Origin of the sequence: Serratia rhizosphaerae, from assembly GCF_009817885.1 — a bacterium.
GTDB lineage: Bacteria > Pseudomonadota > Gammaproteobacteria > Enterobacterales > Enterobacteriaceae > Serratia_B > Serratia_B rhizosphaerae.
In genome coordinates this window covers 5,043,906-5,057,251 of record NZ_CP041764.1, presented here as the reverse complement: position 1 = coordinate 5,057,251, position 13,346 = coordinate 5,043,906, and the positions used below count along the sequence as shown (strand labels likewise).

The following is a 13,346-nucleotide window of genomic DNA, read 5'->3' as shown; positions in this document are numbered from 1 at the left end:
AAATGAAAATGATTATCAATATCAATTGAGCGCAGGTCAAGCATCACGTTTCGCTGATGGCGGATTATTTTCATCGGATTAACGGCGACGGTTTTATGTATCCTCATGTAACTGTCTGACATACTCATCCCAGACGAGCAACCTAACCTGCGGCGTTTTTCCCAACGCAACCTGCCCCAGCCCCTGCGCTAGTTTTTCGACATCCTGTTGATTCAACGCGGTAATAATCGCATAGCTGTTGCTGCCCAGCTCGTGAGAAACGCCGTTTTCATCCACCACCGTGGTGGTGAAACCTTCCCGGGTTAGCTGGCCGGTCAGCTTCGCCAAATCGGTTAATCCGGCTTCCTGGTAGTGAAAAGTCACCACAAAACACGTGGTTGCCGATTGACTCATAAATCACCTCTTGGTATATGGATAGCTTGAGAATAGACCAAAAAAGTGATGCAGGCGTCCTTACCCGTTGTTTATGCGACGCAACTCATTGAAAGGAGTATAGGATTCCGTGAGAACCAAGATTGGTTGCCTGATGGCAATTACGCTTTTAGCGGGCTGTGCGAAAGACCCGCAGACCACCAGCAGCACAACGGGCGCTGGCGGCACTTCTTCCGGGGGCTGGCTGCAGCCGCCTTCGCAGCAGCAGACTGCGAGCAACCACACCGGCACGCCGGTGGCGTACAGCGATTATATTCGCCAGGCCGCCAGCAATTACGGCGTTGATGAAAACCTGATTAAAGCCATTATTCAGGTGGAATCCGGCTTTAATCCCCTGGCGGTGAGCAAGTCGAATGCGGTCGGGCTGATGCAGCTCAAGGCGTCGACTGCCGGGCGCGACGCCTATCGGATGAAAGGGCGACGCGGGCAGCCGAGTTCGCGGGAGCTGAAAGATCCGGCGGTGAATATCGATCTGGGCGCGGCCTATATCAATATCCTGCAGGCACAGTTGGCCGGGATCAACGATCCGAAAACCCGGCAGTACGCCACCATCGTCTCTTACGCTAACGGTGCGGGCGCCATGCTGCGTACGTTTTCCTCGGACCGGCGTGTGGCGGTCAACCGCATTAATCAGCTGACTCCGGACGAATTTTACCAACATATTCAAAAGAAACATCCGGCGCCGCAGGCACCGCGTTACCTGTGGAAAGTGACCACCGCCTATCAGGCGATGGAATAGTCTGCGTCAAATGTTACAAGCCGGTTGCAAAACGACCGGTTTTTCTCCCTTTAGTAGCTAAAAAAAGCGACCAAGCTCCCATTTCTAATTATTACTGCCGAGAATCATGAAAAAACCGCACGAAAAGTTCATGCGGATCGACAAGGTAATTCTTTGCGTTCATTCAATAAGTTACCGGTAACATTTTTGCTAAAGTTTACTTTATGACCTTCAATAAATAGACAAAAAGGTTACAAAATATTTTTAAAACCCGCATCAACCGCACGGTTGAGGTTAAATAGTTGTGATTATATTTGGATGGAATGTGATATGTCGGACAATAAAACTAACAATTCTCGGCGCGATTTCTTATTGAAATCGGTGACCTTGATTCCTGCAGCGGTGATCGGTGGCAGCAGCGTTGGCGCGCTGACGGCTCCCGTACCGGCCGTTGCCGCTGATGACGCACCAAAAAACAATGACTACCAACCGACCTTCTTCACGCCTGAAGAGTGGGCCTTTATCAACGCCGCAGTGGCGCGTTTGATTCCGGCCGACGATCGCGGCCCGGGGGCGCTGGAAGCCGGCGTGCCGGAGTTTATCGATCGTCAGATGAATACGCCGTACGCTACCGGCTCCATCTGGTATATGCAGGGGCCATTCAACCCTGACGTGCCGAAAGAGATGGGCTACCAGCTGCCGCTGGTGCCGAAGCAGATTTATAACCTGGGCATCGCCGAGGCGGACGCCTACAGTAAAAAACAGCACGGTAAAGTGTTTGCCGAGCTGACGGATGCGCAGAAAGATGCGCTGCTGCAAGAGATGGAGGCCGGTAAAGCGGCGTTCGAGCAGCTGCCGTCCAAACTGTTTTTCTCTTACCTGCTGCAAAACACCCGTGAAGGTTTCTTCAGCGATCCGATCCATGGCGGTAATAAAGACATGGTCGGCTGGAAGCTGATTAATTTTCCGGGCGCTCGCGCCGACTTTATGGACTGGGTTGAGCGAGGGGAACGTTATCCCTTCCCGCCGGTATCAATTCGTGGGGAAAGGAGATAACAATGGCAACGCTAATGAAGAAAAAGGATGTGGTCATCGTCGGGTTTGGCTGGGTCGGCGCCATTATGGCGAAAGAACTGACCGAAGCCGGGTTGAATGTGGTGGCGCTGGAGCGCGGCCCGATGCGCGATACCTATCCGGACGGCTCTTACCCGCAGGTGATCGACGAACTGACCTACAATATTCGCCGCAAGCTGTTCCAGGATCTGTCGAAAAGCACGGTCACTATTCGCCACAACAACAGCCAGACCGCGGTGCCTTACCGCCAGCTGGCGGCCTTCCTGCCGGGCACCGGCGTCGGCGGCGCCGGCCTGCACTGGTCGGGCGTGCATTTCCGCATCGATCCGATCGAACTGCGCATGCGCAGCCACTATGAAGAGCGCTATGGCAAAAACTTTATTCCGAAGGATATGACCATCCAGGATTTCGGCGTGACCTACGACGAACTGGAGCCGTACTTCGATAAGGCGGAGAAAGTGTTCGGCACCTCCGGCACCGCTTGGTCAATCAAGGGCAAAGTGGTCGGCGAAGGCAAGGGCGGTAACCGCTTTGCGCCGGATCGCTCCGATGACTTCCCGCTGCCGGCGCAGAAAAACACCTATTCCGCGCAGCTGTTTGAAAAGGCCGCGCGCGAGGTGGGGTATCACCCGTACAACCTGCCGTCCGCCAATACCTCGGACTCCTATACCAACCCGTACGGCGCGCAGATGGGGCCATGCAACTTCTGCGGTTTCTGCAGCGGTTATGCCTGCTATATGTACTCCAAAGCCTCGCCGAACGTGAATATCCTGCCGGCGTTGCGGATGGAAAAACGCTTTGAACTGCGCACCAACGCCAACGTGCTGAAAGTGAACCTGACCGACGATAAATCGCGCGCCACCGGCGTGACCTATGTCGACGCGCAGGGGCGTGAAGTGGAACAGCCGGCCGATCTGGTGATCCTGGGCGCCTTCCAGTTCCACAACGTGCACCTGATGCTGTTGTCCGGCATCGGCAAACCGTACGATCCGGTGACCGGCGAAGGCGTGGTGGGGCGTAACTTCGCCTATCAGAACATGACCACCATCAAGGCGTTCTTCGACAAGAATGTGCACACCAACCCGTTTATCGGCGCGGGCGGCAACGGCGTCGGGGTGGATGACTTCAACGCCGACAACTTCGACCATGCGAAAGAAGGCTTTGTCGGCGGCTCGCCGTTCTGGGTCAACCAGGCGGGCACCAAGCCGATCTCCGGCGTCCCTACGCCTGCCGGCACGCCAAATTGGGGCAGCGAGTGGAAAGCAGCGGTGGCGGATTCTTACACCCACCACGTATCGATGGATGCCCACGGCGCTCACCAGTCTTACCGCAACAACTATCTGGATCTGGATCCGAACTACAAAAACGTGTTCGGTCAGCCGTTGCTGCGTATGACCTTCGACTGGCAGGAAAATGACATCAAAATGGCGCAGTTCATGTTCAACAAGATGGAACCGATTGCCAAGGCGATGAACCCGAAACATATCATCGGCAGCCCGAAAAATGCCGACAGTCACTTCGATACCACCAGTTACCAGACCACCCATATGAACGGCGGCGCGGTGATGGGGGAAGATCCGAAGACCAGCGCGGTTAACCGTTACCTGCAAAGCTGGGATGTACATAATGTGTTCTCTATCGGCGCGTCGGCCTTCCCGCAGGGGCTGGGCTACAACCCGACCGGCACCGTTGCGGCGCTGGCGTACTGGTCTGCGCGCGCGATTCGCGAACAGTATCTGAAGAACCCGGGCCCACTGGTGCAGGCATAAGGACGGCTGATGATGAAAGCAATTATTCCCGCACTGGTCGCCAGTGCTCTGAGTTTCTCTGCGTTCGCGCAGGACGCCACGGTCAGCAGCGAGCTGATCAAGCGGGGTGAGTATCTGGCGCGCGCCGGCGACTGCGTGGCCTGCCACACCAACGGCAAGAGCGGCAAAGAGTTTGCCGGCGGCCTGGCGATGGAGACGCCGATCGGCACCATTTACTCCACCAACATTACGCCGGACAAGAAAACCGGCATCGGCGATTACAGCTTCGAAGATTTCGACAACGCGGTACGCAAGGGCGTCGCTAAAAACGGCAGTACGCTGTATCCGGCGATGCCGTTCCCGTCGTTTGCGGTGATCAAAGAAGACGATATGCGCGCCATGTACGCCTACTTTATGCACGGCGTGCAGCCGGTGGAAGCGGCCAATAAGGATTCCGACATTCCGTGGCCGCTGTCGATGCGCTGGCCGCTGAGCATCTGGCGCGGCATGTTTGCGCCGTCGCCGGCCGATTTTGTCGAAGATGCGAAAGCCGATCCGGTGGCGGAGCGCGGCCGTTATCTGGTTGAGGGGCTGGGTCACTGCGGCGCCTGCCACACGCCGCGCAGCATCACCATGCAGGAAAAGGCGCTGAACGAGAAAGAGGGCGACGACTACCTGTCCGGCAGCAATGCGCCGATTGACGGCTGGGTGGCTTCCAGCCTGCGCGGTGAGAACAAAGATGGACTGGGCAGTTGGAGCGAAGCCGAGCTGACCGAGTTCCTGAAAACCGGCCGTAACGACAAGGCCATCGTGTTCGGCGGCATGAGCGATGTGGTTGAACACAGCCTGCAGTATCTCAGCGACGAAGACCTGACCGCCATCGCCCGCTACCTGAAAACGCTGCCGCCGAAGGGCGGCAAGCAGCAGGCTGCGCCGGTGGAAGACAGCGTCGCCAAAGATCTGTGGCGCGGCGATGACAGCAAGCCGGGAGCGGCGCTGTACGTGGATAACTGCGCGGCCTGCCACCGCACCGACGGCGTGGGCTATAAGCGCGCCTTCCCGGCGCTGAAAGGCAACCCGGTGGTGCAGACCGAGGACGCCACCTCGCTGATCCATATCGTGCTGACCGGCAATACCACGCCAGCGGTGAAGGGTGCGGTGTCCAACATCACCATGCCGCCGTTCGGCTGGCGTCTGAACGACCAGCAGGTGGCGGACGTGGTGAACTTTATCCGCACCAGTTGGGGCAACAAGGCCAGCGCGGTCAGCGCTGCGGACGTTGCCGCGGTGCGTAAGGACCGCTCCATGATCCGTGACGAGAAAGAGATGGGCAGCGCGGCAGTGCCGGACCATCCGGACGCGCATAAGTAACGGCGCGCATACGCAGATAAATCCAAAGGCCCCCTATGGGGCCTTTTTCGTCTCTCCGGCATGGCCTGATATGATAGCCAATGGCAGCACCGCGTTCCGCCATACCAACCTTTGTATCCTCCCCCTGTTTTGCACGATATCGTGCATGATTATGCTGAATCCGTACGGGAGTTATGGATTAATCGTTCACGAAGCGCGCAGTTAACCGCATAAACATAGACCCATCCTGCATTTTTAATTATCCTTTGCCGTCCTTGCAACAGGCAATAATATGATTTCCTTGATTAATTCATTGAATTATAAAATAAAATATCACGGAGAAGGAAGTTCCGTTGAGCGCAATCGTTGTCGTTACAGATTAAGGTAAGCTGTCTCATGAGTACTATTTCTCCGGATTCCGGCGCGTTGGCGACCCCGCCATCGTCGCGCTGGAACAAAACGGACACCGTATGGATGTTCGGTTTATATGCCACGGCGGTTGGCGCCGGCACGCTGTTTCTGCCGATTAACGCCGGCCTGAACGGCCCGTTGGTCTTGCTGCTGATGGCGTTGTTCGCCTTCCCGCTGACCTATTTGCCGCACCGCGCCCTGAGCCGGTTTGTGCTGTCCGGTTCCAGCCGCGACGGCAATATCCATGATGTGGTGGTGGAGCACTTTGGCGTACTGGCCGGCAAAATTATCATGGTGCTGTACCTGCTGGCGTTTTTCCCGATTGTGCTGGTGTACAGCATTTCGATCACCAACGCGCTGGACAGCTTTCTGATCCACCAGTTTCACGTCGCGCCGCCGCCACGCCTGTGGCTGAGCCTGGCGGTAGTGGTGGTGCTGAACCTGGTGCTGCTGCGCGGCAAAGACGGCATTGTCGCCGCTATGGGGATGCTGGTCTTCCCGCTGCTGGTGTTCCTGATGGGGATTTCGCTGTATCTGGTCCCTAGCTGGAATACCGCGCATTTCACCCAGGGACTGATGAGCACGCAGTTTGACAGCCCGTCGCTGTGGCATTCGCTGTGGCTGGCGGTGCCGGTAATGGTGTTCTCCTTCAGCCATGCGCCGATCATCTCTTCCTTCGCCTCGACGCAGAAAAGCCTGTACGGCGATAAGGCGGAGCGCCGCTGCGCGCGCATTATGCGCTATAGCTATGTGCTGATCTGCGTCACCGTGCTGTTCTTCGTCTTCAGCTGCGTACTGAGCCTGTCTTACCAGGATATGGAACAGGCCAAGGCGCAGAACATTACCGTGTTGACCACGCTGGCGAACAAGTTTTCCAATCCGCTGATCGCCTATCTGGGGCCGATCATGGCGATGCTGGCAATGGCGAAATCCTACCTCGGCACCTCGCTGGGCGTCACGGAAGGGGCGACCAGTCTGATTGACGGCGTTACCCGGGCGCTGGGTAACCCGCTGAGCTCACGTGCCACGCACCGTATTTCGGCGGTGGTGCTGTTCCTGCTCACCTGGGCGGCGACAGTGTGGAACCCGAGCGCGCTGCACATCATAGAAACCATCAGCGGTCCGCTGATCGCGGTTATCCTGTTTATCCTGCCGATGTATGCGGTGCGTGCGGTGCCGTCGATGCATAAATATCGCGCCCTGAGCAATGTTTTTGTTCTGGTGATGGGATTGATCGCCCTGTCGGCGCTGATTTACGGCCTGATGTAATACCGCCGGCGCATCGCAGGATGCGCCGGTTTCTTTTAATGGTTGTTAACACCTGTTTGCAATTCAACCGCTGAAAAGCAGCGTTGGATTTTGATAATAAAAGTAATTCTCATTATGCTTTCCTGGTTGATATTTTACTAAGGAGCAGCGTGTGTCCCGTCGAATTATTCCGTTGGTGTTAGCCTGCGCCAGCGTTTTCTCCGCCCAGGCCCTGGCGACCCAATATCCGTTAACCTTAACCGACACCTCCGGCCAGCGCGTGACGCTGAAGCAGGAGCCGAAGCGCGTCGTGGTGCAGGACGGCCGTGATATTCTGACGCTGGCGCTGCTGGACCGCGCCGATCCGTTCAGCCGGCTGGTAGCCTGGAATAACCTGCTGAAAAAGAGCGACGGGGCAACCTGGGACATCCTGAAAAGCAAATGGCCGGCGGCCAATAACATCCTCGATATGGGCTTTAGCGACCATGGCGAGGTCAATCTGGAAAGCGTGATCGCCAAACAGCCTGACCTGATGATCGCCCAGCTGCGTTCGAAACCCTCGCTGGAACAGACCGGCGTGCTCAAGCAACTAAAAGCGCTGGGGGTGCCGGTGCTGTTTATCGATACCATGCTGAAACCGGTGGAGAACACGCCGAAAAGCGTGACCTTGCTGGGCGAAGCGCTGGATCGTGAACCGGAAGCCAAGCAGTACACCGATTTCTATCAGCAGCACTATCAGAATATCGTGGCGAAAACCAAGGCGGTTGAGCCCAAGCCGCTGGTGTTTATCGAAGCGAAAGCCGGGCTGAATGGCCTGGAGTCCTGCTGCTTTACCCATGCGCACGTCGGTTGGGGCGGGCTGGTGGAGGCGGTCGGCGCGCGTAATATCGGTTCTGAGCTGCTGCCCGGCGCCACCGGCGACGTTTCGCTGGAGAAAGTCATCAGCATGAAGCCGCAGGTGTATATCGTGTCCGGCTCGCAGTGGGCGACAAAAACCAACGCCGCAGTGCCGTTTGGTTACGGCGTCACGCAAAAGCAGGTGGACGACGCCTTTACCCGGATGAAGCAGCGCCCGGGCTTTGCCCAGATTGACGCGGTTAAACAGGGGCGCTTCTACGGTATCTACCATAACTTCTATAACCATCCGTACAATATCGTCGGGCTGGAGTATCTGGCGAAGTTTATTTACCCGGCGCAGTTTAAAACGCTGGATCCGGCGCAGACCTACAGCGACATCCTGAAGAACTTTACCGAAGTGCCTGAAGGCAAGGGCGTGCTTGGCGCTCAGGCACCGGGCGGCAAGTAACCTGACCGGAAAAACGGGGGGGCACCGCGCTTTCCCGTTGCGCCATGGCCGGCGGTATTTGCCGGCGTTCATCGATGAGCCAGAAAATGACTGAAATAATTGCCAACGTCATTACTAAATTGTCGGCGCACTCCTGACGTTTATCATCGAATGGGGGTTATCCTGCCTGAAAGGCCCGCTGTGGCGGCGGTAGTTAATTTCCCTGCTGTTTTCCTGGCGCTGCTGGGCGGACTTTTTTGCTGATGGGGGCGTTAAGTCAGTCGTTACGCTATCTTTTCGCGTTTAACAAAACGAAAAAGTCACGGGTGGAAGTTCGCCCGTTCAAGGTGATACACTGTCCGCCGTTATGGCGTCACACCAGCGGCACATCGCAAATTCTGTGCCGGTGCGTGTATATATTTGGCAGAGTGAAGCTAAATAGCGCCAATAACTCATCGATGTTAAACAAAAATGTTTTTCTATATGTGATCTGTCGTGTGGGTCACCACTGTAGATAAGGAATTATTAATGCCTGTTATTACGCTTCCTGACGGCAGTCAGCGTCATTACGACCACGCCGTATCCCCCCTGGACGTTGCCCGCGATATCGGCCCTGGCCTGGCGAAAGCCTGTATTGCCGGCCGTGTGAACGGCGAGCTGGTCGACGCCTGCGATCTGATCGAGTCCGATGCGCAACTGGCGATTATTACCGCCAAAGACGAAGAGGGGCTGGAGATTCTGCGCCACTCCTGCGCGCACCTGCTGGGTCATGCTATCAAACAGCTGTGGCCGGACACCAAAATGGCCATCGGCCCGGTGATCGACAACGGTTTCTACTATGACGTTGATCTGGACCATACCCTGACGCAGGAAGACCTGGATCTGCTGGAAAAGCGGATGCATGAGTTGGCCGACAAGGATTATGACGTCATCAAGAAAAAGGTCAGCTGGCAAGAAGCCCGCGACACCTTCGCCGCCCGCGGCGAAAGCTACAAAGTGGCGATTCTGGATGAGAACATCAGCCGCGATGACCATCCGGGCCTGTATCACCACGAAGAATACATCGACATGTGCCGCGGTCCGCACGTGCCGAACATGCGTTTCTGCCACCACTTCAAACTGCAGAAAACCTCCGGCGCTTACTGGCGCGGCGACAGCAAGAATAAAATGCTGCAGCGCGTCTACGGTACCGCCTGGGCGGATAAAAAGCAGCTGAACGCCTACCTGAAGCGTCTGGAAGAAGCGGCCAAGCGCGACCACCGTAAAATCGGCAAGCAGCTCGACCTGTATCACATGCAGGAAGAGGCGCCGGGCATGGTGTTCTGGCATAACGACGGCTGGACGATTTTCCGCGAGCTGGAAGCCTTTGTGCGCGTGAAGCTCAAAGAGTACCAGTACCAGGAAGTGAAAGGTCCGTTTATGATGGACCGCGTGCTGTGGGAAAAAACCGGCCACTGGGATAACTATAAGGACGCAATGTTCACCACCTCTTCGGAGAACCGTGAATACTGCATCAAGCCGATGAACTGCCCGGGCCACGTGCAGATCTTCAATCAGGGCCTGAAGTCCTACCGCGACCTGCCGCTGCGTATGGGCGAGTTCGGCAGCTGCCACCGCAATGAGCCGTCCGGCTCGCTGCACGGCCTGATGCGCGTGCGCGGTTTCACCCAGGACGACGCCCACATCTTCTGTACCGAAGATCAGGTGCGCGCCGAAGTGAACGACTGCATCAAGATGGTCTACGATATGTACGGCACCTTTGGTTTCGACAAGATCGCGGTGAAATTATCCACCCGTCCGGAGAAACGCATCGGCACCGACGAAATGTGGACCCGAGCGGAAGACGACCTGGCGGCCGCGCTGACTGAAAACGGCATTCCGTTTGAATATCAGCCGGGTGAGGGCGCGTTTTACGGACCAAAAATTGAATTTACTCTGCATGATTGTTTGGATCGTGCATGGCAATGTGGTACCGTGCAGCTCGATTTCTTCTTACCGGGCCGTTTAGGCGCTTCGTACGTTGGCGAAAACAACGAACGCGTGGTGCCGGTAATGATTCACCGCGCAATTCTGGGCTCCATGGAGCGCTTCATCGGTATTCTGACCGAGGAGTACGCCGGGTTCTACCCAACCTGGATCGCCCCTGTGCAGGTGGTGGTGATGAATATCACCGACGGTCAGTCTGATTACGTCCAGCAATTAACCAAAAAACTGCAAGATGCAGGCATTCGTGTTAAAGCGGACTTGAGAAATGAGAAGATTGGCTTTAAAATTCGCGAACATACTTTACGTCGGGTTCCCTATATGCTGGTGTGCGGTGATAAAGAGGTCGAAGCAGGCAAAGTTGCCGTTCGTACCCGCCGTGGCAAAGACCTGGGAAGCCTGGACGTAAGTGAAGTCGTAGACAAGCTGCTGCACGAGATTCGCAGCCGTAGTCTTCATCAACTGGAGGAATAAAGTATTAAAGGCGGAAAACGAGTTCAACCGGCGCGCCCTAATCGCATCAACGGAGAGATTCGCGCCCAAGAGGTTCGCTTGACAGGTTTGGATGGCGAGCAGATTGGTATTGTCAGTCTGAGAGAAGCTCTTGAAAAGGCTGAGGAAGCTGGCGTCGATCTAGTCGAGATCAGTCCTAATGCCGAACCGCCGGTTTGCCGAATCATGGATTACGGCAAATTCCTCTACGAGAAGAGCAAGTCGACGAAAGAGCAGAAGAAGAAGCAAAAAGTTATTCAGGTCAAGGAAATCAAATTCCGGCCTGGTACCGATGATGGCGACTATCAGGTCAAACTACGCAACCTGATTCGCTTTCTGGAAGATGGCGATAAAGCCAAAATCACCCTGCGTTTCCGCGGGCGTGAGATGGCGCACCAGCAGATCGGCATGGAAGTGCTTAACCGCGTCCGTAAAGACCTGTGTGAAGATATGGAACTGGCAGTGGTCGAATCCTTCCCTACGAAGATCGAAGGCCGTCAGATGATCATGGTGCTCGCACCCAAGAAGAAACAGTAAGGCTTCCAAGTAATCGAACCCGCGCAGCGCTTGCGTTGTGTGGGTTTTATTCGCCTCACTGATTCGTTGTTTAACAATGCGAAGTGGATTTAATTAAAATGCCAAAAATTAAAACTGTACGTGGTGCAGCCAAGCGCTTCAAAAAAACCGGCAGCGGTGGTTTTAAGCGTAAACATGCTAACCTGCGTCATATTCTGACCAAAAAAGCAACCAAGCGTAAACGTCACCTGCGTCCGAAAGGCATGGTGTCTAAAAACGATCTGGTCCTGGTTACCGCGTGCCTGCCGTACGCATAAGCCACATTTTTTGATTCAAGAATAAGACTTTAGGAGAGAGCATATGGCTCGCGTAAAACGTGGTGTAATTGCACGCGCACGTCACAAGAAAATCATGAAGCAGGCGAAAGGCTACTACGGTGCCCGTTCGCGCGTATATCGTGTTGCCTTCCAGGCAGTAATCAAAGCAGGTCAGTATGCTTACCGCGACCGTCGTCAGCGTAAGCGTCAGTTCCGTCAGCTGTGGATTGCACGTATCAACGCAGCTGCTCGTCAGAACGGTCTGTCTTACAGCAAGTTCATTAACGGCCTGAAAAAAGCCTCTATTGAAATTGACCGTAAGATCCTGGCTGACATCGCCGTATTCGACAAAGTGGCCTTTGGCGCACTGGTTGAAAAAGCGAAAGCAGCTCTGGCGTAAGTCAGTGGAAGAGGGAGCTTGCTCCCTCTTTTAATCGTTGCCCGCCGGGCAGGTGTTGACTTTTATTGAGCGCCGTTTTATCAATGTGGTCAAACCGCAACCAACAAGGTAATGCAAGCATGCACGCTGCTATTTTCCGTTTCTTTTTTTACTTTAGCGCCTGATTTCAGGAGGCTTTGCGCGTAAGAAAAGAAACGGAAAGTAGCGCCTAAGCCTCCCCTGTGGAGGCTTTTTTTGTTTAGGGCGAAAGAAAACGTATTTTTTGCCCAAAAGGCGAACGAAAAGATAGATAACTACTTATTTATCAAGGTATTATTAAACGGTAATCCCTTAACGACTATTTAGCGGGCCACACCGGCCAGAGGAAGAGGAAAGCAATGCCACATCTCGCAGAGCTGGTTGCCAATGCCAAGGCAGCCGTAGAAGATGCCCAGGATGTTGCCGCGTTAGATTTGGTGCGCGTCGAATATTTAGGCAAAAAAGGCCATTTTACCCTGCAGATGCAGTCGCTGCGTGAACTGCCGGCGGAAGAACGTCCGGCCGCAGGGGCGGTGATCAACCAGGCGAAACAGCAGGTTCAGGAAGCGCTTAACGCACGTAAAAACGCGCTGGAAACCGCGGCGCTGAACGAGCGTCTGGCGGCAGAAACCATCGACGTTTCCCTGCCGGGTCGCCGCATGGAAAACGGTGGCCTGCACCCGGTTACCCGCACCATTGACCGCATTGAAACCTTCTTCGGCGAGCTGGGCTTCTCCGTGGCGACCGGCCCGGAAATCGAAGATGACTACCATAACTTCGATGCGCTGAATATCCCGGGTCATCACCCGGCGCGCGCTGACCACGACACCTTCTGGTTCGACGCCAAGCGCCTGCTGCGCACTCAGACCTCCGGCGTGCAGATCCGCACCATGAAAAACCAGCAGCCGCCGATCCGCATCATCGCGCCGGGCCGCGTCTACCGTAACGACTATGACCAGACCCACACGCCGATGTTCCACCAGATGGAAGGCCTGATCGTCGACAAAGACATCAGCTTCACCAACCTGAAGGGCACGCTGCACGACTTCCTGAACAACTTCTTTGAAGAAGATCTGCAGGTGCGCTTCCGTCCGTCTTACTTCCCGTTCACCGAGCCTTCCGCCGAAGTCGACGTGATGGGCAAAAACGGCAAATGGCTGGAAGTACTGGGCTGCGGCATGGTGCACCCGAACGTATTGCGCAACGTGGGCATCGATCCTGAAGTGTATTCCGGCTTCGCCTTCGGCATGGGCATGGAGCGTCTGACGATGCTGCGCTACGGCGTGACCGATCTGCGCGCATTCTTCGAAAACGATCTGCGTTTCCTCAAACAGTTTAAGTAAGGCGGGAATAT

The 13,346-nt window shown here is 55.5% G+C and carries 13 protein-coding genes and 1 other annotated feature; of the genes, 12 read left to right on the top strand and 1 reads right to left on the bottom strand.

From position 1 onward, the window contains the following. Positions 1 to 93: 93 nt before the first annotated feature. On the bottom strand, positions 94 to 393 hold the full coding sequence (gene ghoS, locus FO014_RS23530) for a type V toxin-antitoxin system endoribonuclease antitoxin GhoS (protein ID WP_160031274.1): 300 nt from the start codon (positions 391 to 393) through the stop codon (positions 94 to 96). A 109-nt stretch (positions 394 to 502) separates the two neighbouring features. Here ghoS and FO014_RS23525 point away from each other — a divergent pair, with 109 nt between their 5' ends. From FO014_RS23525 to pheS, 12 genes are all read left to right on the top strand, one after another. Then, positions 503 to 1,171 carry a transglycosylase SLT domain-containing protein gene (locus FO014_RS23525; protein ID WP_160031273.1) on the top strand — a complete coding sequence of 223 codons (669 nt, stop codon included), beginning with the start codon at positions 503 to 505 and terminating at the stop codon, positions 1,169 to 1,171. 309 nt (positions 1,172 to 1,480) lie between these two features. Continuing rightward, a complete protein-coding gene (locus tag FO014_RS23520; protein WP_160031272.1) occupies positions 1,481 to 2,206 on the top strand; it encodes a gluconate 2-dehydrogenase subunit 3 family protein in 726 nt (241 codons plus the stop codon). A 2-nt stretch (positions 2,207 to 2,208) separates the two neighbouring features. Then, positions 2,209 to 3,993, top strand: a complete 1,785-nt coding sequence (locus FO014_RS23515) for a GMC family oxidoreductase (protein ID WP_160031271.1) — start codon at positions 2,209 to 2,211, stop codon at positions 3,991 to 3,993. 12 nt (positions 3,994 to 4,005) lie between these two features. Beyond that, the gene (locus FO014_RS23510) at positions 4,006 to 5,343 is read left to right on the top strand and encodes a c-type cytochrome (RefSeq protein WP_160031476.1); all 1,338 of its coding nucleotides are present in this window, start codon (positions 4,006 to 4,008) and stop codon (positions 5,341 to 5,343) included. 375 nt (positions 5,344 to 5,718) lie between these two features. After that, on the top strand, positions 5,719 to 7,002 hold the full coding sequence (locus tag FO014_RS23505; RefSeq protein WP_160031270.1) for an SLC5/6 family protein: 1,284 nt from the start codon (positions 5,719 to 5,721) through the stop codon (positions 7,000 to 7,002). Between the two features lie 151 nt (positions 7,003 to 7,153). Continuing rightward, positions 7,154 to 8,287, top strand: a complete 1,134-nt coding sequence (locus FO014_RS23500) for an ABC transporter substrate-binding protein (RefSeq protein ID WP_160031269.1) — start codon at positions 7,154 to 7,156, stop codon at positions 8,285 to 8,287. Positions 8,288 to 8,794: 507 nt separating this feature from the next. Continuing rightward, entirely contained in the window at positions 8,795 to 10,723 is a 1,929-nt protein-coding gene (thrS, locus tag FO014_RS23495; RefSeq protein ID WP_105230858.1) for a threonine--tRNA ligase, read from the top strand. A 3-nt stretch (positions 10,724 to 10,726) separates the two neighbouring features. Continuing rightward, positions 10,727 to 11,278 carry a translation initiation factor IF-3 gene (gene infC / locus FO014_RS23490; protein ID WP_160031475.1) on the top strand — a complete coding sequence of 184 codons (552 nt, stop codon included), beginning with the start codon at positions 10,727 to 10,729 and terminating at the stop codon, positions 11,276 to 11,278. A 98-nt stretch (positions 11,279 to 11,376) separates the two neighbouring features. Then, on the top strand, positions 11,377 to 11,574 hold the full coding sequence (gene rpmI, locus FO014_RS23485) for a 50S ribosomal protein L35 (RefSeq protein ID WP_004931418.1): 198 nt from the start codon (positions 11,377 to 11,379) through the stop codon (positions 11,572 to 11,574). Between the two features lie 43 nt (positions 11,575 to 11,617). Then, positions 11,618 to 11,974: a 50S ribosomal protein L20 gene (gene rplT, locus FO014_RS23480; protein WP_004931417.1), complete on the top strand. Its 357-nt coding sequence runs from the start codon at positions 11,618 to 11,620 to the stop codon at positions 11,972 to 11,974. Positions 11,975 to 12,088: 114 nt separating this feature from the next. Next, positions 12,089 to 12,212, top strand: a sequence feature (Phe leader region). Next, positions 12,094 to 12,138 carry a pheST operon leader peptide PheM gene (gene pheM, locus FO014_RS23845; RefSeq protein WP_121626058.1) on the top strand — a complete coding sequence of 15 codons (45 nt, stop codon included), beginning with the start codon at positions 12,094 to 12,096 and terminating at the stop codon, positions 12,136 to 12,138. Its footprint overlaps the feature before it by 45 nt. A 139-nt stretch (positions 12,213 to 12,351) precedes the next feature. After that, the gene (gene pheS, locus FO014_RS23470; RefSeq protein ID WP_105230860.1) at positions 12,352 to 13,335 is read left to right on the top strand and encodes a phenylalanine--tRNA ligase subunit alpha; all 984 of its coding nucleotides are present in this window, start codon (positions 12,352 to 12,354) and stop codon (positions 13,333 to 13,335) included. Positions 13,336 to 13,346: the final 11 nt, after the last annotated feature.

What these genes read in the sequence shown, in the direction of transcription:
- FO014_RS23515 (WP_160031271.1), top strand. Translation starts at nt 2,209, where the DNA reads ATGGCAACGCTAATGAAGAAAAAGGATGTGGTCATCGTCGGGTTTGGC.
- pheS (WP_105230860.1), top strand. Translation starts at nt 12,352, where the DNA reads ATGCCACATCTCGCAGAGCTGGTTGCCAATGCCAAGGCAGCCGTAGAA.
- FO014_RS23505 (WP_160031270.1), top strand. Translation starts at nt 5,719, where the DNA reads ATGAGTACTATTTCTCCGGATTCCGGCGCGTTGGCGACCCCGCCATCG.
- rpmI (WP_004931418.1), top strand. Translation starts at nt 11,377, where the DNA reads ATGCCAAAAATTAAAACTGTACGTGGTGCAGCCAAGCGCTTCAAAAAA.
- ghoS (WP_160031274.1), bottom strand. Translation starts at nt 393, where the DNA reads ATGAGTCAATCGGCAACCACGTGTTTTGTGGTGACTTTTCACTACCAG.
- FO014_RS23520 (WP_160031272.1), top strand. Translation starts at nt 1,481, where the DNA reads ATGTCGGACAATAAAACTAACAATTCTCGGCGCGATTTCTTATTGAAA.
- rplT (WP_004931417.1), top strand. Translation starts at nt 11,618, where the DNA reads ATGGCTCGCGTAAAACGTGGTGTAATTGCACGCGCACGTCACAAGAAA.
- thrS (WP_105230858.1), top strand. Translation starts at nt 8,795, where the DNA reads ATGCCTGTTATTACGCTTCCTGACGGCAGTCAGCGTCATTACGACCAC.
- FO014_RS23510 (WP_160031476.1), top strand. Translation starts at nt 4,006, where the DNA reads ATGAAAGCAATTATTCCCGCACTGGTCGCCAGTGCTCTGAGTTTCTCT.